Annotated in this window: 18 protein-coding genes, 1 tRNA gene and 1 pseudogene; 9 read left to right on the forward strand and 11 right to left on the reverse strand. The window is 72.0% G+C overall.

Annotated elements, in window-relative coordinates:
• The 5 genes and pseudogenes from R2N01_RS07590 to R2N01_RS07610 form a co-directional block, all read left to right on the forward strand.
• Positions 1-257: pseudogene (locus R2N01_RS07590) on the forward strand (site-specific DNA-methyltransferase); the annotation flags it as partial.
• A gap of 34 nt (positions 258-291) precedes the next feature.
• Entirely contained in the window at positions 292-834 is a 543-nt protein-coding gene (locus R2N01_RS07595; RefSeq protein WP_316670030.1) for a histidine phosphatase family protein, read from the forward strand.
• A gap of 88 nt (positions 835-922) precedes the next feature.
• Positions 923-1960 carry a hypothetical protein gene (locus R2N01_RS07600; RefSeq protein ID WP_316670032.1) on the forward strand — a complete coding sequence of 346 codons (1038 nt, stop codon included), beginning with the start codon at positions 923-925 and terminating at the stop codon, positions 1958-1960.
• 169 nt (positions 1961-2129) lie between these two features.
• Positions 2130-3494, forward strand: coding sequence for an ammonium transporter (locus tag R2N01_RS07605; protein WP_316670033.1), 1365 nt, complete (start codon positions 2130-2132; stop codon positions 3492-3494).
• A 10-nt stretch (positions 3495-3504) separates the two neighbouring features.
• Complete coding sequence (locus R2N01_RS07610) at positions 3505-3843, forward strand: P-II family nitrogen regulator (RefSeq protein WP_316670035.1); 339 nt, start codon at positions 3505-3507, stop codon at positions 3841-3843.
• 106 nt (positions 3844-3949) lie between these two features.
• On the opposite strand, the gene R2N01_RS07615 is transcribed toward R2N01_RS07610, so the two are convergent.
• The 6 genes from R2N01_RS07615 to R2N01_RS07640 all read right to left on the reverse strand — a co-directional run bounded on the left by R2N01_RS07615 (position 3950) and on the right by R2N01_RS07640 (position 10588).
• Positions 3950-5311, reverse strand: coding sequence for an FAD-dependent oxidoreductase (locus R2N01_RS07615; protein WP_316670037.1), 1362 nt, complete (start codon positions 5309-5311; stop codon positions 3950-3952).
• Between the two features lie 155 nt (positions 5312-5466).
• Entirely contained in the window at positions 5467-6930 is a 1464-nt protein-coding gene (locus tag R2N01_RS07620; RefSeq protein ID WP_316670039.1) for an amino acid permease, read from the reverse strand.
• Between the two features lie 156 nt (positions 6931-7086).
• On the reverse strand, positions 7087-8646 hold the full coding sequence (locus R2N01_RS07625) for a peptide MFS transporter (protein ID WP_316670041.1): 1560 nt from the start codon (positions 8644-8646) through the stop codon (positions 7087-7089).
• Between the two features lie 208 nt (positions 8647-8854).
• Positions 8855-9343, reverse strand: coding sequence for an NUDIX domain-containing protein (locus tag R2N01_RS07630; protein ID WP_316670042.1), 489 nt, complete (start codon positions 9341-9343; stop codon positions 8855-8857).
• Between the two features lie 78 nt (positions 9344-9421).
• Complete coding sequence (locus R2N01_RS07635; RefSeq protein ID WP_316670044.1) at positions 9422-9913, reverse strand: hypothetical protein; 492 nt, start codon at positions 9911-9913, stop codon at positions 9422-9424.
• An 84-nt stretch (positions 9914-9997) separates the two neighbouring features.
• Positions 9998-10588, reverse strand: coding sequence for a DapH/DapD/GlmU-related protein (locus R2N01_RS07640; protein ID WP_316670046.1), 591 nt, complete (start codon positions 10586-10588; stop codon positions 9998-10000).
• A 210-nt stretch (positions 10589-10798) separates the two neighbouring features.
• Here R2N01_RS07640 and R2N01_RS07645 point away from each other — a divergent pair, with 210 nt between their 5' ends.
• A complete protein-coding gene (locus tag R2N01_RS07645) occupies positions 10799-11215 on the forward strand; it encodes a hypothetical protein (protein WP_316670048.1) in 417 nt (138 codons plus the stop codon).
• Between the two features lie 68 nt (positions 11216-11283).
• Here R2N01_RS07645 and R2N01_RS07650 read toward each other — a convergent pair whose 3' ends face one another.
• Together R2N01_RS07650 and R2N01_RS07655 are read right to left on the reverse strand one after the other, a co-directional pair.
• Positions 11284-11565 (reverse strand): hypothetical protein, encoded by a 282-nt coding sequence (locus R2N01_RS07650; RefSeq protein ID WP_316670049.1) that lies wholly within the window; start codon positions 11563-11565, stop codon positions 11284-11286.
• A 13-nt stretch (positions 11566-11578) separates the two neighbouring features.
• The gene (locus R2N01_RS07655; RefSeq protein ID WP_316670051.1) at positions 11579-13291 is read right to left on the reverse strand and encodes a sodium:solute symporter family protein; all 1713 of its coding nucleotides are present in this window, start codon (positions 13289-13291) and stop codon (positions 11579-11581) included.
• A gap of 292 nt (positions 13292-13583) precedes the next feature.
• Here R2N01_RS07655 and galK point away from each other — a divergent pair, with 292 nt between their 5' ends.
• The 3 genes from galK to R2N01_RS07670 are packed head-to-tail and all read left to right on the forward strand — an operon-like array spanning position 13584 to position 16695.
• A complete protein-coding gene (galK, locus tag R2N01_RS07660) occupies positions 13584-14768 on the forward strand; it encodes a galactokinase (protein ID WP_316670052.1) in 1185 nt (394 codons plus the stop codon).
• Positions 14765-15700 carry an aldose 1-epimerase family protein gene (locus R2N01_RS07665; protein ID WP_316670053.1) on the forward strand — a complete coding sequence of 312 codons (936 nt, stop codon included), beginning with the start codon at positions 14765-14767 and terminating at the stop codon, positions 15698-15700. Before galK ends, R2N01_RS07665 begins: the two co-directional genes overlap by 4 nt.
• On the forward strand, positions 15697-16695 hold the full coding sequence (locus R2N01_RS07670; RefSeq protein WP_316670055.1) for a LacI family DNA-binding transcriptional regulator: 999 nt from the start codon (positions 15697-15699) through the stop codon (positions 16693-16695). The genes R2N01_RS07665 and R2N01_RS07670 overlap by 4 nt, the downstream gene beginning before the upstream one ends.
• Before the next feature lie 16 nt (positions 16696-16711).
• Here R2N01_RS07670 and R2N01_RS07675 read toward each other — a convergent pair.
• The 3 genes from R2N01_RS07675 to R2N01_RS07685 all read right to left on the reverse strand — a co-directional run bounded on the left by R2N01_RS07675 (position 16712) and on the right by R2N01_RS07685 (position 19436).
• Positions 16712-16784: transfer RNA gene (locus tag R2N01_RS07675), tRNA-Thr, on the reverse strand.
• Between the two features lie 91 nt (positions 16785-16875).
• Positions 16876-18525, reverse strand: a complete 1650-nt coding sequence (locus R2N01_RS07680; RefSeq protein ID WP_316670057.1) for an alpha/beta hydrolase — start codon at positions 18523-18525, stop codon at positions 16876-16878.
• Complete coding sequence (locus tag R2N01_RS07685; protein ID WP_316670059.1) at positions 18522-19436, reverse strand: regulatory iron-sulfur-containing complex subunit RicT; 915 nt, start codon at positions 19434-19436, stop codon at positions 18522-18524. The genes R2N01_RS07680 and R2N01_RS07685 overlap by 4 nt, the downstream gene beginning before the upstream one ends.
• Positions 19437-19527 lie beyond the last annotated feature (91 nt).

Consider the following 19527-nt stretch of genomic DNA (forward strand, 5'->3'; position numbering starts at 1 on the left):
GCCACCGCGGCGGGGCCGGGAACCAGCGCCCCGCCGCGCTGCTGGCCGAGGCCGTCCCGGTGTGGGCCGGCCAGCTGCGGGGCGGCGGAGCGCTCGGCATCGCCTGGAACACCTTCGGGCTCGACCGGGCGGACCTGGCCGGGATCTGCGCCGGCGCCGGCCTCGAGGCCTGCGCCGGCGCCGGATGGGAGGACTTCGCCCACCGGGTCGACTCGTCGATCAGGCGCGACCTCCTCGTGGCCCGCAAGCCGCTCTGAGAGGCGGTGGGCCCCCGCCCAATAAACTCGCCCCATGCGACGTTTGTATCTCATGCGCCACGCCCAGGCGAGGTCCTTCAGCCCCGGTGGCGACAAGGGCCGCAGGCTCAGCAGCCACGGGCACGTCCAGGCCCGCGGGGTCGGCGAGCGGTTGGCCGGGGCGCGCATCCAGATGGCCCTGGTCTCGGATGCCGAGCGCACCCGCGAGACCTTCGCCGACCTGCGCCTGCCCGACGTGGACGGCGTCCCGGTGCACGTGGAGTTCCAGGCCGCGCTCTACGAGGCCGGCACCCGTCTCGTGCTGGCCCGGATCGCCGAGACCCCCGACGAGGTGAGGAATCTCATCGTCATCGGCCATGCCCCGACGATCCCCGCGCTGGCCAGCGAGTTCACCTGGGCGTCCGACCACGCCGGAGCCGACATGGCCATGTGCTCCTTCCCCACCGCGGCGGTCGGCGCCTTCGACGTCGAGGTGCCGTGGAGCGGGCTGGCCGAATTCGACCCGTACGACTTCAACGATCCCGGCCCCGCCGGGGCGCCCGGGCCCCACTGCCCGGTCCGTCCGGCGGCCGTCTGAACAGTCGCGGCCCTAGGATGGTTCCCATCCCGACGTGGGAGCGCGCCGCCCATCGGGTCGGGCGCCAGAAGCGACGAAGGAGGCTCCGATGGCCGCCAGCAGCCCGTCCCCCGGACGGCCCCGCCGCGCTGGTCGGCGCATTGCGGCGTCCCCCGGCTACCGGAGGACGCGCGCCGGCGCGAGGCGCATCTGGTACGCGCCGCTGCCGGCCGTCATCGTGCCCATGGCGCTCGTCCTGCTCACCGTCATCGCCTTCGGCGCCAGCCGCTCGGCGAACGGGCGCCCGGTGGCCGCCGAGGTGACCGCCAGTGAGACGCCGACGCCCACGCCGTCCCCGAGCCCGAGGCCCACGCCGGTGCCCCGCGCCACCGAGCCGGTCACCGACGTGAACCTGATCGGGCTGCGGACCCAGGTCGACTCGATCGAATCGCGCTACGGCGTGCGGATCGGCCTCGGCGTGGCCGGCGTAGCGCCCGTCGGGCAGCGCCTGACGGCCACCTGGACGGCGGGTTCGCTCACCAGCGGCCCGGCGTGGGGAACCCTCGACGTGCCGATCGCCGCCGCCGTCCTCGACCTCGACTCGATGCCGAGCAATCTGACCTACATGCTCACCAAGTCGATCAGCGAGTCCTCGCTGTCCTCCGACGAGGCGCTCTACACCTTCCTCGGGGGTGCCGATGACGCCCCGCAGGCCGTCAACAAGGTCTTCCAGGAGTTCGGCGACCAGGTGACGACCGTCGCCACGAGCACCGACCGCCAGGGCATCCCGGCGTTCACGCAGACCGACTGGACGGTCGCCAGCCAATCCGAGTTCGCGGGGCAGCTGTGGTGCTCGAGCATCGACTGGTACATCATCGGCCGCATGCAGTACGTGGACGACGAGCACTCCTACGGCTTCGGCAACGTCGTCGGCAGCCGCATCAAGACCTCCGAGGGGACGACCGCGGACGGGTCGGTCGTCCTGCGCCAGATGGCGATCATCCCCACGTCGACCGGCGAGCGCGTCGGCGCCAGCCTGGTCGTCACCGCCCCGGCCGACCAGGCCGACACCGCTCGCGAGGCCGCCGACGCGGTCGCCGGGCAGGTCTACTTCGCCGCGCTCGGTTTCGGCGACGGCCATTGCTGACCCGGGCCGGCCCGCCGGCGTGGACCGCCCGCCATGGCGGAGTGCCCGCTCGTCGCGGCCGCCGGGCCCACCCGCCTGAAACACGGCCGTAACGGGGCGGCGAAATCGTTAACACGGCGGTTACGCGGACGTCACCGGGGCGGTGGGGGCATCCGGGAGAGTTCGGGGCATGACAGTTCTGGAGATCAACACGGGCGACACCGCGTGGGTGCTCATGAGCGCCGCGCTGGTCCTCCTCATGACGCCGTCCCTGGCCTTCTTCTACGGGGGCATGGTCCGGGCCAAGGGCGTCCTCAACATGATGATGATGTCGGTCGTCACGATGGGCATCGTCGGCGTCGCATGGGTGCTGTTCGGCTTCTCGGAGGCCTTCGGCGACTCCTGGCACGGCCTCATCGGCGACCCCGTCCAGTACGCGGACCTGCGCGGGCTGTTCGGCGCAGAGTTCGGCACCGAACCCGACCACATGATCCCGGCGCTCGTCTACGTCGGCTTCCAGGCGGCCTTCGCGATCATCGCCGTCGCCCTCGTCTCGGGCGCCGTCGCCGACCGCATGCGCTTCGGCGCCTGGTGCGCCTTCGCCGCCGCCTGGGCGATCCTGTGCTACTTCCCCGCGGCCCACTGGGTCTTCGACATCGACGGTTACACGGGCGCCGGCTCGAAGGGCGGATGGATCGCCAACACGCTCGGCGCCTTCGACTTCGCCGGGGGCACCGCGATCCACATCAACGCGGGCGCCGCGGCGCTGGCCCTCGTGCTCGTCCTGGGGCCCCGCATCGGCTTCGGCTCCCGGCCGATGCGTCCCCACAACCTGACGCTCGTCATGCTCGGCGCCGCCGGCCTGTGGTTCGGCTGGTTCGGCTTCAACGCCGGCTCGGCGCTGTCGGCCAACGGCGCCGCCGGCCTGGCATGGCTCAACACGCTGGCCGCCGGCTGCGCCGCGATGGTCTCCTGGATCCTCGTCGAGCGTCTCCGCGATGGCCACGCCACCAGCCTCGGCGCGGCGTCGGGCATCGTCGCCGGCCTGGTCGCCATCACCCCTGCCTGCGCCACCGTCGACCCGGGCGGCGCCGTGTGCATCGGCGTCCTGGCGGGCGTCGGCTGCGCCTTCGCCATCGGGCTGAAGTACCGCCTCGGCTACGACGACGCGCTCGACGTCGTCGGCGTCCACTTCGCCGGCGGCCTCATCGGCACGCTCGCCACCGGCCTGTTCTGCACGCAGGGGCTCTCCGGCGTCGCCGGCCTGCTCCACGGCGGCGGCCCCGCCCAGCTGGGCCGCCAGACGGTCGGGGCGCTCGCCGTGATGGCCTACTCGTTCGTCGTGAGCCTGCTCATCGCCTTCGCCATCAAGCGGACGATCGGCCTGCGGGTCACCGGCCAGGTCGAGCTGGCCGGCATGAACATCGACCAGCACGCAGAGGCCGGCTACGACCTCTCGCACGTCGGCTACTCCACGCACAGCATCTCGCGCACCGTGCTGGTCCCGCCCGCGGGACGCGCGGACGAGCCCGCCGGAACCACCGCACGGATCTGAAGGAGCCACCATGAAACTCATCACGGCGATCGTCCAGCCCTCGGCCCTCGAGGACATCGAGGTGGCCCTGGCCCGCACGGGCGTCCACGGCATGACGGTCTCGGAGGTCTCGGGCTACGGCCGTCAGCGGGGCCACACGGAGGTCTACCGCGGAGCCGAGTACACGATCGACTTCATCGCCAAGGTGCGCGTCGAGATCCTCGCCGCCGATCGCGAGGCGGAGCCGATCATCGCGACGATCTGCGAGGCGGCCCACACCGGCAACGTCGGCGACGGCAAGGTGTGGAGCTGCCCCGTCGAGGAGGTCGTGCGGATCCGCACCGGCGAACAGGGCGTGGGCGCCATCTGAGCGCAGCGCCGGATCATCCCGCGCCCCGCGGTACCGGTCCGCGTCCGCGCAGCACCGCCGCGGCGCCCCGTCCGGACGTTCCGGGGCCCGGGCCGCCGAACTCTCGCTAGCCGGCGGTCTCGTTGAGCCTCAGGACGACCTCCCGGGCGGTCTCGGCGCCCGAGCGGACGGCGCCCTCCATGTAGCCGTTGAACTTGGTGGCGTACTCGGCGCCAGCGAAGTGGATGCGTCCGCACGGCCTGCCGAGCTCGGCGCCGGTGACGCTCCACACGCCCGGCGCGAAGTGCGCGCCGTGGCTGCCCCTGGTGAACTCCTCGGCGCCCCAGTCGATGTCGATGTACTCGACCGGATGGGCCGCCTGCGGCCCGAAGACGTCGACGAGGGTGTCCTTGAAGACGCGCTGGCGCATCGACTTGGAGAACTTGGTGAGCATCGAGGCCTCGCCGCCCTCGAAGAAGCCCATGAGTACGCCGCGGCCGTCCGGGCGGTCGGTGACGTCGAAGGTGACGCGCACCGCGCCGTCGTCGGCGCTCATCTGGCCCGACAACCCCTTGTCGCGCCACCAGGGCGTCTCGTAGACGACGTAGCACTTGATGACATTGCCGGCCCCGATCCTGCGCACCGCGTCCTCACGCCAGTCGGCCAGGGGCGGGGCGGCGTGGATCCTGGTGGCCAGCCACGGCGGCAGCGCGAGGATCGCGGTGCGGGCCTCGAGGGCCTCGCCGAACAGCGGGCGGACGATCACACGCTCATCGTCCTGCTCGATGCTGTCGACGACGAAGCGGTGGCTGAGGCGGTCGCCGATCTCGGCGGCCATCCGCTCGGGCAGCTGGGCCAGGCCGCCCAGGACGCGGGCCTGGCCGATGTCGCCGTTGGCGGCGATGAGGTTCTCCATGTCGACGCCCTCGCGCACCTTGCCGAGGGCCTGGCGCAGCGGGATCTTGTCGAGCGGGCTCTCGAAGACCGCCCTCATCGCGGCGCGGATGTCGCGGCGGCCGGTGGGGGTGCGCAGGTTGGCGATGATCCAGCGGTCGATGGACTGGTCGAGCCAGGCGGCGTTCGCCTCGACCCACACGTCGTCCTGGCCGGCGCGCTCGGCCAGGCGGCGCAGCCGCATGAGGCCCTGGCCGAGGTCGGCCACGGCGAAGGGCGTACGGGCGTCGGCGTCGGCGTCGGACTGGGCGACGTTGCGGATCTCGCCGTGCTGGACCAGGGTGAGCATCCCGGGGTTGGCGTCGATCAGCTCGAGACCGGCGTCCTTGACGAGTTCGAGCATCCGGTCATGGCTGGGGGCGATCCACTGGCCGCCGAGGTCGACGACCTCGCCGCCGTCGAGGGTGGTGGAGACGACACGGCCGCCGACGCGATCGCGCGCCTCGACCAGCGCGATGTCGCAACCGCGCCGGACGAGCTCCCTCGCCGCGGTCAGACCTGCGAAACCGGCGCCGATGACAACACAATCAAGCACTTTGCCCCTCCTGGGCTCCACGTCGAACTGGGGATCACGCTTCGGTCCCGACTCTAGCGAGAGCTCCGTGCGGGCTTTCCGCCGGGGGTGAGCAAGCCCCGGCGCGGGAGGCCTCCGGACAACCGGTGACGCCGCTCCCGGTGGGCGGGAGGCGGTCAGCCCCGGGCCTGCACGGGCTCGGGATCCCCGGCCCGGGCGGGCTCCGGGGAGTCGCCCCCGCCGATCGTGTCGTCGTGGCGGGCCCTGCCGCGGGCGAGGAGCCAGGCGACCGCCAGGCCGATGAACCAGACCGGCGTGACGGCCAGGGCCATCAGCGTGTCGCGCTGCCGGGTCAGCACGTAGATGATGAAGCAGAAGAAGGCCAGCACGAGCCAGCTCATGAGGCGCCCGGCCGGCATCCTGTAGGGCGAGGCCGCATGGGCCCGCGGGAAGCGGTGGCGGTGGACGAGGTAGCTCACCAGGATGAGGCCCCAGATGAAGATGAAGAGCACCGCCGAGACGGTCGTCACCAGGGTGAAGGCCTCCATGATCGACTGCGACAGGGTCAGCAGCAGCGAGGAGCCGACGAGCACCACCGTGACGAACAGCCCCCAGGACGGCACGCCGTTCCTCGTCAGGCGGCCGAAGCTGGCCGGCGCCATGCCCTTGTGGGCAAGGCCGTAGAGCATGCGGGAGGTCGAGTACAGGCCCGAGTTGGCCCCCGAGGCCGCGGCCGTGATGACGACGAAGTTCATGACCGCCGCCGCGCCGCCGAAGCCGGCCAGGCGGAACATCGTCACGAATGGGGACTGGGCCGGGTCGAGGCCGTTCCAGGGCGTGACGCACATGATGGCGGTCAGGGCGGCCACGTAGAAGACGAGCACGCGCACCGGTACGGCGTTGATGGCCCTCGGCAGGGTCCTGACCGGGTCGCGGGTCTCGGCCGCCGCGGTGCCGACGAGCTCGATGCCGACGTAGGCGAAGACGGCGATCTGGAAGCCGGCAAGGAAGCCGTCCGGGCCGGTCGGGAAGAAGCCGCCGTGCGCCCACAGGTTGGCGATGGAGGCGCGGCCGCCGCCGGGCTCGGTGAAGCGCACGACGAGCAGCACCGCGGCGAGCACGATGAGCACGATGATGGCGATCACCTTGACGAGGGCGAACCAGAACTCCAGCTCGCCGAAGAGCCTGACGGTGAGCATGTTCAGCAGGAACAGGCCGATGAGGGTGCCCACGGCGAGGACGATCGACCACGCCTTGGACGGCACCCAGAACCGCCAGTAGTTCGAGACGGCCACGATGTCGGCCATGCCCGTCACCACCCAGCACAGCCAGTAGGTCCAGCCGGAGAAGAAAGCCGCCCAGGGCCCGAGCAGGTCGGCGGCGAAGTCCTGGAAGGACTTGTACTGCAGGTTGTGCAGCAGCAGCTCGCCCATGGCGCGCATGACGAAGAACAGCATGATGCCGATGAGCGAGTACACGAGGATGATGCCGGGACCGGCGACGCCGATGGTCTTGCCCGAGCCCATGAACAGGCCGGTGCCGATGGCGCCGCCGATCGCGATCAGCTGGATGTGCCGGTTGGAGAGGCTGCGCTGCAGACGCTCCCCGCCCCTCCCGCCCGAGGCGCTCTCGGTGGCCATGTGAGTCCCTTCCGCGTGGGCGCGGCGTCCCGGCCGCGGCCGGTGGGCGCCCCCGATCGGCTCGCGACCGGTTCGCGATGCCGCCCGCAATCTACTCGCGGCGCGGGGGAGCCGCCGGCGCCGTCCCACAGCCGAGACGGGCCGGGAGCGGCCCGCTCAGACCCGGACGGCTCCGGTCCCCTCCTCGGTCAGGGTGATCTCCTCGACATCGGCCATGTGGCGGCGGGTCGTCGGCACGAGGGCGAACAGGATCACGGCGAAGACGAGCGTGAGGACGCCGACGAAGCAGTAGAACGTCCGGTCGCTCCTGCCCTCGAAGGCCACGATCGTCTGCGCCGCGGCGGCCTGGCCGACGGCATTCGTCAGGAACCACAGGCCCATCACCCGCGAGGCGAAGTGTCTGGGCGCCAGGCTCGTCGTGGCCGACAGCCCCACCGGCGACAGGCACAGCTCGCCGAGGGTCTGGAGGATGAAGACGAGGCCGAGCAGCCAGAAGGGTGCCAGCGCACCGCCCTCGCCGCCGGGATAGGCCCCGTAGGCCCAGCCCATGACCAGCGCGGACAGGCCGATGATGGTGACGCCCATCGTGAACTTCATCGGGGTCGACGGGAACCTGCCCTTGCGGCGGGTGAAGAGGACGCCGAAGATCGGCGCGAAGACCACGATCGCCAGGGGGTTGATCGACTGGTAGATCTCAGGGCTGATCGTCAGGCCGAAGGCGTGCAGGTCCGTGTTCGCCTCGGCGAAGCTGGCCATCTTGCCGGCCGCCTGCTCGAAGGTCATCCAGAACAGCACGGCACCGATGAACAGCGGGATGTAGGCGAGCAGGTGCTGCCTGTCCCCGGCGCTGGTGAGCGGGTGGCGCCACATCGAGACGAAGTACCATGTCGCGGCGATCACGGCGGCCAGGGCGACGGTGTCGCTGAGCTGCTCGCTGAGCTCGGAGCGCCACAGGCCCGAGGCCAGGAAGATCACCGCGAGCAGCGCGAGCACCCCCAGCGCGGTGAACGGCAGGCGCCTCTTCTCGGCCGGGCCCAGCGGGTTGGGCACGCCGTCCCCCGCGCCGTGCAGCGGTCTGCGCCCCACGAGATAGCAGGTGATGGCCAGGGCCATGCCGACGGCGGCCACCGAGAAGCCCGCGTGGTAGCCGAAACGGTTGCTCATGGCGGCGACGACGAACGGCGAGACGAACGAGCCGATGTTCACCGACATGTAGAAGATCTCGAAGCCGCCGTCGCGGCGGCGGTCCTCGGGCGTGTAGAGCTCGCCCACCATCGTCGAGGCGTTGGGCTTGAGCAGGCCGGTACCCAGCGAGATGAGCACGAGGCCGGCCCAGGTGAAGCCCGCCCCGCCGGGAATGGCCAGCGAGATGTGGCCGCACATGATGACGACGGCGCCGTACAGCACGCTGCGCCGCGCGCCGACGAGACGGTCGGCGGCGAAGCCCCCCAGGACGTTGACGAGGTACACCGCCGCGCCATAGGTGGCGACGATCGCCTGGCCCGTGGTCCTGGGGATGCCCAGGCCGCCGTCCTGATAGCTGGCGACCAGGTAGTACAGCAGGATCGCGCGCATGCCGTAGTAGCTGAAGCGCTCCCACAGTTCGACGAAGAAGAGCGTGGCCAGACCCTTGGGGTGGCCCACGAACGAGCGGTCGTCGCCCGCATCGATCGCGCGCCGAGCGGGTGTAGCGGTATCCGCGACCGGAGTCGCCATGGTGTTCACCTCTCCCGGGGCCGGAACCCGGTGCGGGCGGCGGCCGATGCGTCCTCGTCGCGCTCAGCGCGCCCGCGCCGGACCGCTGCGGCTGCCTCCTTCGAGGCGGCCCCGCAGACGACGCAGCGCTCCTGAGAATAACAGCACCCGGCCGGGCGGGCGGCGGAGGACTGCTCGACGCCGTCCCCGGCCGCGGCCCGGTCGGCGCTCAGCGTCCGTCCGCGCCGATGCGCACCCGCGTGTCGCCCGACAGGGCATGGGCCACCTTGCGCCGGAACCGGGCCCTCATGGGAGGCATCGCCGGGACCGGGAACCAGCGCACATCGATGGACTCCTCGTCGCCCACGTGGGCCTCGCCGCCGACGGGATGGGCGAGCAGGCAGGTGTCGAAGAACTGGCACCGATCGCCATTGGCGTAGACCTGCGGCTCGAGGGTCTCGAGCCACGTGACCCGGTCGATCTCGATGCGCACGCCGGTCTCCTCCAGCGCCTCGCGGACGGCGGCGGTGTCGACGTCCTCGCCGGGGTCGGCGATGCCGGTCACCGGTGTCCACTGGCCGTCGTCGGACCGGCGCACCAGCAGCACCTCGCGCTCGTGCTCGCCATCGCGGACGATGACGGCGCACACCCCCGGCAGGACGAGCAGATCGTGCCCGATCCTCTCGCGCAGCCGCAGGACGTACTCGGGTACGGCCACAGTGCATCTCCTTCGTCTTCGTCGAATTATTGAATCATAAATCACCGCTGCCGGTTTCGCACCCGCGCGAGGACCGGGTCAGAACCCGCCCGGGCCGGGGCCGGCCCCCGCCACGGCCCCGGATCCGCTCGCTCTGACGCCCTGCACGATGCAGACGATCAGATGAACGAGCGTCAGCAGAACCCAGGCGACGAGGAAGGAACCGAGTGGGAAGAAGCCCTTGAGGAGCCCGGGGGCGGACGAGGCGGCGGAGAGGACTCCGAAGAAGCCCACCAGCAGCGCGGCCGAGGTCGTTGCGACGCCGATGCCCCAGCGCATCGCCCCTGCCGCGGAACGCCCCGCCGGCCCGCCCATCCGCCGCTGGCCGACGCCGACGGCGATCATCACGACGCCGGTGATGATCAGGTTGACGAACGGGAGGCCGATGAACGCGATCATCCCGAGGAACCAGGTGAGCGCACCGGCCGGCGCCGGGCTCGCCGGCTTGTGGTGAAGGGCCTGGGGCCGCGCCGGCCCCTCGTCCCCCGGACGGAAGTCCGGCCCGACGACGGGCCGTTCGAACTCGCCCATGGGGCACCTCCTGTTCTCGTCCCGGTTCACCGCGCGGATGCCATGCCGTCCGTCGACTCGCAATGGTTCGCACGGCGCCCCGCCTCAGCTCCGGTCGGGGCGGTCCCCGGCGCGGACCTCGCGCAGCACCCTGGCGGGGACGCCGGCGACGATCGCGCGGGCCGGGACGTCCCGGGTGAGGAGCGACCCGGCGCCGACGATCGCCCCGTCGCCGATGCTGACGCCGGGCACGACGGTGACGCGCGCACCGAGCCAGACGTCCTCGCCGATGCGGATCGGGGCGGGAATCATGTCGCCGCGGCGGGCAGGGTCCTCGCCGTGGTTGAGGGTGGTCAGCGTGCAGCCGTGGCCGATGAGCGATCGGGCGCCGATCCAGAGGCCGCCGGTGTCCTGGAAGATGCAGCCGGCGTTGATGAAGACGTCCTCGCCCAGGTGGACGTTCTGGCCGAACTCGCTGTGGAAGGGCGGGAACAGGCCGAACGAATCGGGCACCTCGCGGCCGATGAGTTCCGACAGCAGGGCCCTCAGCTCGCCGGCCGGGTGGTAGCCGCCATTGAGCCGTGCCGTGATGCGCAGGGCGCGCTGCGCCTGGGCGTGCATGAACAGATGCGCCGGTGAACCCGCCCTGATCGGCTCGCGCCGGCCCACGAAGTCGAGGAAGTGCTGCAGGTCCATGCGTCCAATTGTCCGCTGTCCGTACCCACCGTGCAATTCGTACTGATACGGGTGCGAGTAGGCGAGCGACCGCGTGGCGGGACCGGACGGACCGCCCCGAGCGCCGCCGGCCGGGCCGGGGCCGCGATGCGCAGTGCTACAGTTCCCGCGTCGGTGGGCGCCGGGCCCGCAGCTGTTCCGGGGCGCGCCCGATCGGGGCAGGAGGATGCGATGGGCGCCAGGGATTTCGTGCGCAAGAGCGCCAAGGGCGCGGGCGTCTTCCTCGCGGGCAAGGCCGTCGAGAGGCTCGTCGCCCCGGAGAACCTCCAGAGGGTCGTCGACGCCGCCAAGGACGCGCAGCTCGGCGAGCGGGTCAGGGATGCCGCCGCCAGGGCGAGGCGGCCGAACCGCAGACCGGAACGGCTCAGGGACACGCTCGACCAGATCGAGCGGACCGTCCGCGAGGACGCCACGGGCAGCTTCACCGATGAGCGGGCCGGGCAGTGGCTGCGCACGGCTGGTTCGCTGCGCAACTCGCTCGACATGACGGGGGTGCTCCGGGGCAAGGACCGCCGGACGAGGATCCGGGAGCTCGAGGAGCGGGTCAACGCCCTCTACGAGGAGGTCTTCCGGGCGGCGATGCCGTAGCAGTCGCCATCGTGCGGTTCGGATGGGCAGGCGCCACCGCGCCGCACGATGAACGGCTTCGGACGGTCTCAGGCGGCCTTCGATGCGGCCGCCTCGTCGGGGTCGCCCGCCGGCTCCGGCACGTAGGTCGGGCGCAGCCCGGCCCAGACCAGGAAGACGGCGCCCACGACCAGCAGGGCGACACCGCCGGCCAGATTGGCGTTGACACCGCCGGTCTTGTCCAATTCCCTGTCGGCGAAGCAGCCCATCAGGGTGATGATGATGCCGTAGACGCCCAGCAGGCCACCGATGACGTTGCGGATGTCGAACAGGCCCGCGTTGCGACGGCGCGTCTGCGTGGATTCACTCATGTCCGGATCCTCCTCAGAAGGCGATGTTGAGAACGATGACCAGGGCCAGGGCGACGATCGCCAGCGGCACCGGGCGCTTGAGCAGCGGCAGCGACGCCTCCCGGGGGTCCTTGAAGTGGGACCTGGGCGTCTCGGAGTAGACGAAGCCGACGAGCTCGGCGACCGGCTTCGCCCTGGTGAACAGCGAGACGACGACGCTCACCAGGATGTCCACGACGAAGCCCGTGGAGGCCGCCACGAAGGCCGTTCCCTGGCCGGGCAGCATGATGACGCCGATCTGGCTGAGCACCCAGACGAAGATCGCCGAGAAGGTGCCCGACAGCAGGCCGCTCCAGCCGGCCGCAGGCGTCATCCGCTTCCAGAACATGCCGAGGATGAAGGTGGCGAACAGCGGCGCATTGAAGAAGCCGAACAGCGTCTGCAGATAGTCCATGATGTTCGAGAACTGACCGGCGATGAGGGCGGTGAAGACGGCGACGACCGTGGCGGCCAGGGTGGCCGCGCGACCGACCCTCACGTAGTGGGCGTCGTCGCGGTCCTTGAGCACGTAGGTCTGCCACAGGTCGACCGAGACCACCGTGTTGAACGCGGAGATGTTGGCCGCCATGCCGGCCATGAACGCGGCGAGCAGGCCGGTGATGGCCAGGCCCAGCAGGCCGTTGGGCAGCAGATCGCGCATGAGCAGGATGATCGAGTCGTTGTACTTGACCACCGTGCCGGAGGCGCCGCCGGCGACGTCCGTCCCCATCTTCGTCTGCATGATCTCGGGCACCAGGACGGCGGCGAGCATGCCGGGCAGGATCGTGATGAACGGCACGAGCATCTTCGGGAAGGCGCCGACGATCGGGGTCTTGCGGGCGGCCGTCATCGACTCGGAGGCCATGGCGCGCTGCACCTCGACGAAGTTCGTCGTCCAGTAGCCGAAGGAGAGCACGAAGCCGAGGCCGAAGACGATGCCGATGACCGACAGAACGGGGCTGTTGAAGCCGGACAGCGCCTGGCCGGGCCAGGAGTGGAGCTGCTGGGCGGCGGTGGCGACGTCCGCCCCGGAGGAGGCGGCCGAGTCGGCGAAATCGGTGAGCCGGGCCTTCAGACCGTTCCAGCCGCCGACGCGGTGCAGGCCGATGAGGGTCAGCGGCAGCAGCGAGGCCACGATGACGAAGAACTGCAGCACCTCGTTGTAGATGGCCGCGGACAGGCCGCCGAAGCTGATGTACGCGAAGACGATGACGGCCGCGACGACCAGCGCGACCCACAGCGGCCAGCCGAGCAGGGCGTGGACGATGGAGCCGAGCAGGTACAGGTTGATGCCGGCGATGAGCAGCTGGGCCAGGGCGAACGACAGGGCGTTCACCAGGTGGGCGCCCGTGCCGAAGCGCTTGCGCATGAACTCCGGCACCGACCGCACCCTGGAGCCGTAGTAGAAGGGCATCATCACGACGCCCAGGAAGAGCATGGCCGGCACCGCGCCGATCCAGAAGTAGTGCACGGTCGGGATGCCGATCTCGGCACCGTTGGCCGACATGCCCATGATCTCGACCGCGCCGAGGTTCGCCGAGACGAATGCCAGGCCCGTCACCCAGGCCGGCAGCGAACGCCCGGACAGGAAGAAGCCGATGGTGTCGGATGCCTGTCGACGAGCCGCCAGCCCGATGCCGAGGACGGCGGCGAAGTAGATCGCGATGATCAAGTAGTCCACGAGGTTCGCGTGGATGATGGTGCTCATCGTCCTTGATGTCCTCTCTCGCAGGAGACGCCACTCCGGCTCGCACACCATTGACCGCGAGTCAGAATGTTTACGTAACCATTCAGGTTCCCGATCAGTTTGCGCGCACTGCCTCCGGTCTGTCAAGCCCCGCTCGCCGGAAAAGTCCATAAACGCATGACTCGGCCCCCGCGGCACAGCGGGTTCGGGGTCCTGGCCGCCTCATGGCCCGGAACCACTTGCGAAATGAAAATGTTTACGCAACCATGTTGTCGTGCCGGCCAGTCCCTGGCCGCACGAAGGAGATGGGACAATGACGTACGAGATCTCTTCCTGGCCCGAGGGCGAGGGGGCCGCCAGGGCCGCGGAGCTGTTCACCGGAGCCTTCGGCGGCGACCCGGCCGGCGTGTGGGCCGCCCCCGGCAGGGTCAACCTCATCGGGGAGCACCTCGACTACAACGGCGGTCCGTCCGTGCCGATCGCCCTGCCGCACGCCACCTATGCGGCGCTGAGCCCGCGCGAGGACGACCGGGTGCGCATCGCCTCCGCCGGCGCCGACCCCGAGCTGTGGACCGGCGCCCTGGATGACGTCCGTCCCGGCGGGGACCAGCCGACCTGGGTGAGCTACGCCCTCGGCGCCGCCTGGGTGCTGGCCCGGGCCGGGCACGCGCTGCGCGGCGTCGACGCGGCGATCGTCTCCTGCGTGCCGGCCAGCGCGGGGCTGTCCTCGTCCGCGGCCATCGAGTGCGCCGTCGGTCTGGCCCTGGTCGACGTCCTCGGCCTGCCCGTCGGGCGCCGCGAGCTGGTCGGCGTCTGCCAGCGGGCCGAGAACGAGGTGGTCGGGGCCCCCACCGGCTCGATGGACCAGTCCGCCTCCCTGCTGGCCGGCGCGGGCCGCGCGCTGGTGCTCGACACGCTGGACGGCTCCACCGAGCTCGTCCCCTTCGACCTGACCGGGCGGGGCCTGAGCCTGCTCGTCATCGACACCCGGGCCTCGCACGCGCTCGTCGACGGCCAGTACGCCCAGCGCCGCGCCACCTGCGAGCGGGTCGCCGGGCGCGAGGGGGTGGAGCTGCTCGGGCAGGTGGCCGACCCGTACGGGCTGCTGGACCGCCTGAGCGACCCGGTGGAGTTCAAGCGGGTGCGCCACGTCGTCACCGAGATCGGACGGGTGAACGAGTTCGTCGCCCTGGTCAGGACCGGGGCCTACGACCGGATCGGTCCGCTGCTGGACGCCTCGCACGCCTCGTTGCGCGACGACTACGAGGTGAGCTGCCCCGAACTGGACGTGGCGGTCGAGGCCGCCCGGGGCTCGGGGGCGCTGGGCGCGCGGATGACCGGCGGCGGCTTCGGGGGTTCGGCGATCGCGCTGGTGCCCGCCGGGCTGGTCGGCCAGGTGGAGCGGGCCGTCGGGCGGGCCTACGCGGAGCACGGCTGGGACGAGCCGCGATTCATCCCCGCCGTCGCCGCCGAGTCCGGGCGGAGAGTGCTGCGATGACCGGCGGGTCCCCGGCGCCGGGCGCCGGCGGGGAGACCGCCCTCGTCCTGGGCGCGCAGCGCGCCGTCGTCACGAGTCTCGGCGGCGCGCTGCGCGCCTACCGGGTGGGCGGGCGCGACGTCGTCGTCCCCCTCGAACCGGGCGCCCCCGCGCCGGGCATGCACGGCGCGGTCCTGGCCCCCTGGCCGAACCGCCTGGGCGGCGGCCGCTACGTCTTCGACGGCGTGCAGCACCGGGTGCCCGTCAACGAGAGGGCGCGGGGCAACGCCAACCACGGCTTCGCCAACGAACTGCACTGGACCGTGACCCGCGCGCACGGCAACGCCCTCACGGCGACGGTCGCGCTCGGCGACCGGCCCGGCTACCCGTTCGCGGTCGAGCTGGCGGTCCGCTACGCGCTCGCCGGCGACGGGTTGACGGTCACGGCGACCGCCACCAACAGGGGCGGCGCGGATGCGCCCTTCGGGATCGGCTTCCACCCGTGGCTGTCGCCGGGCGGGGCCCGTGTCGACGACTGCACGCTGGCCGTCGACGCGTCCGGCTGGGTCGAGACGGACGGCCGCATGCTGCCGGTCGGGGTGCGGCCCATCCCCGGGCGCCTCGATTTCGGCGCGGCGCGCCGCATCGGCGGCGCGGTGCTGGACGACGGCTTCGCGGGCGCCGCGCGCGACGCGGACGGCCGCTCCTGGGTGCGCCTGGCCTCACCGGACGGTCGTACTGCCGCAGCCTGGTCGCGGGCCCCGCTGGACTTCTGGCAGGTCTGCACCGGGGACTTCCCCGAGCTGGGCCCGCTGCAGCGGGCGGGCGTCGCGGCCGAGCCCATGTCGTGCCCTGCGAACGCGTTCGCCAGCGGCGACCATCTGGTCCGGCTCCGTCCCGGGCGCCGCTGGACCGTATCGTGGGGGCTGTGTCTGGACGGGGCGGCCGGATGAGCCAGCGTTCGAGGGCGTCCATGCAGGACGTGGCGCGCCTGGCCGGCGTCTCGGCCCAGACGGTCTCGCGCGTCGCGCGCAGTGAGGACACGGTCAGACCCGCCACGACCGAGAAGGTCCGCGAGGCGATGCGCCGGCTCGGTTACGCGCCGAACCGCGCCGCCCAGGCGCTGCGCAGCGGCGCCTTCAACACCGTCGGCGTCATCGGCCACAAGCTGGCCAGGACCGGCGAGGCGCACATCATCGACGCCGTGACCGCGGCCCTGCGGGGCGAGGGCTTCGGCGTCATGCTCGTCGACGCGCCCTCGAACAGCGCCGAGGACTTCACCGGCGCGCTCAACTCCCTGTCGCAGTCGGTCGACGGCGTCGTCGTGCTGCGCCTGGAGACGCCGAGCAGCTCGCCGGTGAGCCTGCCCGATGACATGCCCCTCGTCGTGGGCGACTTCCGTTACACGGACCAGCACACGGCCGTCGGCACCGACCAGAGGAACGGCGCCCGGGACGCGGTGCACCACCTGCTCGGTCTGGGCCACGAGACGGTGCACCACATCGCCGGCCCGCCGACCTCGGTGCAGGCCAGGGCCCGCGAGGAGGCGTGGATCGCCGCCCTGTGGGAGCAGGGCCGCGCCGTGCCCCCGCTGGTGCGCGGCGACTGGTCGCCGCGGTCCGGCTACGAGGCCGGGCTGAAGCTGCTCGAGGACCCGGGCGTGACGGCCGTGTTCAGCGCGAACGACGAGATGGCCCTCGGTTTCATCAGGGCATGCCACGAGGCGGGCAGGCGCATCCCCGAGGACGTCTCGGTGATCGGCTTCGACGACATCATGGCCGAGTGGATGTGGCCGCCGCTGACGACCGTCGCCCAGGACTTCGAGACGATCGGCACCGAGCTCGTCGCGGCCCTGCTGCCCCAGCTGCGCGGCGAACGGGACGAGCCCCGCGGCGTCCTGGTGCCCGCATCCCTGGTCGTGCGCGAGAGCGCGGCGCCGCCGCGCTGAGGTCCCCGCCTCCCGGAGCCAACTGCGGGGATCGAACCCGCGACCTACGCTTTACGAGAGCGTCGCTCTACCGACTGAGCTAAGTTGGCGCGCCACCCGTGCAGGACGGCGGATTCACTATACCGGGCGAACCGGGTTGGGACGAATCACCCGGCCACGACCGCCCGGGGGACGCGGGGCTCAGTCGGTGCAGACCAGGCCGTCCTGGGGCACCGTGCCGTCGGCGAGGAAGCCGGCCACGGCGTCGTCGAGGCAGCCGCTGCCGGCCCCGAAGGCGCCGTGACCGACGGCCTCGCGGCTGACGAGCACGGTCGTGGGCATCTGCCGGCGCATCCACTGCGCGTACTCGTGCGGGGTGGCCGAGTCGCCGGTGTTCGAGACGATGAGTATCGTCGGGGCGCCGGCGGCGGTGATCCTGATCTGAGCGGCCGGCTCGGCGGCCCAGACCGGGCAGCTCAGTTCGAGGCCGATGGCCCTGCCGAGCACCGGGGCCCCGGAGTAGTCGTCGTCCTGCCAGTCGCTGATGGCCCGGCCCACTCCGTCGTCGGTGGTGTCGGCGCAACCGATGGCCGGGAATGAATAGGCGAGCTGCTCGTAGCCTCCGTCGCCGCGCCCGATCATGGCATCGGCGGCCTGGAGCAGGTGGCCGCCGTCGCCGGACTGCGCCAGGGCGATCGCCCGGGCGAGGTACCGGTAGGCGCTGGAGTCCCTGTAGAGGAACAGCAGGATGCCGTTGACCGCCAGGGTCTGGGTGAGCCTGCGGTCGCCGACGGCGAGCGGCCGGGCGTCGAGACCGTCGAGGAAGGACGAGACCGCCCCGAGCACCTCCTGCCGGCTGTCGCCCAGCCGGCAGGAGGAATCGTCGGCGCACCACTCGGCGAAGGCGTCGAGGGCCTGCTCGAAGCCGTCGGCCTGCCGGACACCGTCCTGGTCGGTGATGTTGACGGCCGAGTCGAGCACCATGCGTCCCACGTGGTCCGGGTAGAGCTCGGCGTAGACGGCGCCCAGCCAGGTGCCGTAGCTGACGCCGTACCAGTTGAGCTTCTGCTGGCCGAGCAGTACGCGGACGAGGTCCATGTCGTAGGCCGCATCGATCGAGTCGACGTGGTCGAGCAGGGCGCCGGAGCCCCGGCGGCACTGGGCCGCGAAGTCGGTGCTGGCCGCCACGAGGGCGTCGATCTCGGCCTGGTCGTCGGGCGACCAGTCGGCGTTCTCGAGCGCATCGGTCTGCGTCAGATCGCCGCAGACGACCGGAGTCGACTCGCCGGAGCCGCGCGGGTCGAGGCCGATGATGTTGTAGTCCTCCAGCCCCGCGGTGTCGACGTGGGTGACGAAGTCCTGGGCGCTGCCGCCGGGGCCGCCCGGGTTGACGAACAGGTCCTGGTCGGAGGGGCCGCCGGAGGCCGGGCGCATGCGCATGGCCAGGGTGATCGCCTGCCCGTCGGGGTCGTTCCAGTCGAGCGGGGCGACGACGGTGGCGCACCGGTCGTCGGCCGCGGCCCGTTGCCCGTCGGCATCGGCGAGGGGCTCGCACTCGCCCCAGTCGACCCGCTGGTCGAGGTAGCGCTGCAGTCCCCCGCCCTCGGGCGCGGCGGTGAAACCGGGCACGTCGGGCTGGGCGACGTCGAGCTGCTGACGGTCGGGGGCCGAGCCCAGGTCGCCCCAGGTGGCCGACGGCGCGGGGACGGTGAACGGCTCACTCGCCCCCGAGCCCGCCGTCGTGCCCTGCGGGGAGGCGCCGCCCGCACCGCCGGCGCTGCAACCGGCCAGCGTCACGGCGCAGGCCATGACCGCCGGGAGGACCCGGCGGCCGATACGGGAACTGCTCATCGTCTCTCCTGATCGCTGCGAGGGCGTATGCGCCTGCGAACGCTCCCGCCCTGGCGGGAGGGCCGCTCCTGGCCGGTCCGCACGCCCTCGTTCCGGCGGAGGGCCCGGCCGGACCGGATCGGGCAGACCCTGCCGAGCGGGCAGCTGCGGCGCTCGCCGCCGGAGTCCGCCACGACGACCGCGTCGAGCGGCACCTGGTAGCCGACGACCCGCCCGGTGCCGTCGGGCGTGGAGACGGTCGCGCCCATGCGCGGTGCACGGGCGCGGAAGTCCTCGTAGCTGTCCTGCTCGAAGCGCAGGCAGCAGGCCGGGCGGCCGCAGGCCCCGACGTGCTGGGTGCCGTTGGCCGCGACGTCCTGGGTGCGGGCCAGGCGCAGTGACACCGGGTCGACGGTGCGCAGATGGCCTGCGCAGCACAGGACGCGCCCGCACATGCCGACGCCGCCGAGCAGCCGGGCGGCGTCGCGGTCGCCCACCTGGCGCAGATCGATGCGGGTGCGCAGCACGCGGACCAGGTCGCCCAGCAGCGCGCGGAAGTCGACCCGCTCGGGGGCCCGGTAGTAGACGACGGTGAGCCGCTCGCCCCTGCCGTCATCGTCCAGGTAGTCGACGGCGAGCAGCTTCATGGCCAGGCCGTGCCGCCTGATGAGTGCCCGCGCCACCTCGGCGGCGCGGGCGCGGCGGTACTGGTGCTCCTCGTCGCGGGCCAGGTCGGAATCGGTGGCCGGGCCCGCGCAGGTGGGGACGCCCTCGCCGATGTCGGACTCGCCGCGCCAGACGACGGTGGCGACCTCGAGGCCGCCCCCGCTTGGGTAGAGGACCCTGTCTCCGGGCGCGTAGTCGCGCCCGCCGACAGCCAGGAAGTGCAGCTGCCCGTACGGCTCGAAGCTCACGGCGAGGGCCCTCGTCATGACCTGCACGATACAGCGGGGCCCCGGCGATTCAGCGCCGGCCGGCCCTCGTTCCTCTGCGCGGCGTCCCGCGGCCACCGGCGGGCACGAG

Origin of the sequence: uncultured Propionibacterium sp. (assembly GCF_963539965.1) — a bacterium.
Classification (GTDB): domain Bacteria; phylum Actinomycetota; class Actinomycetes; order Propionibacteriales; family Propionibacteriaceae; genus Propionibacterium.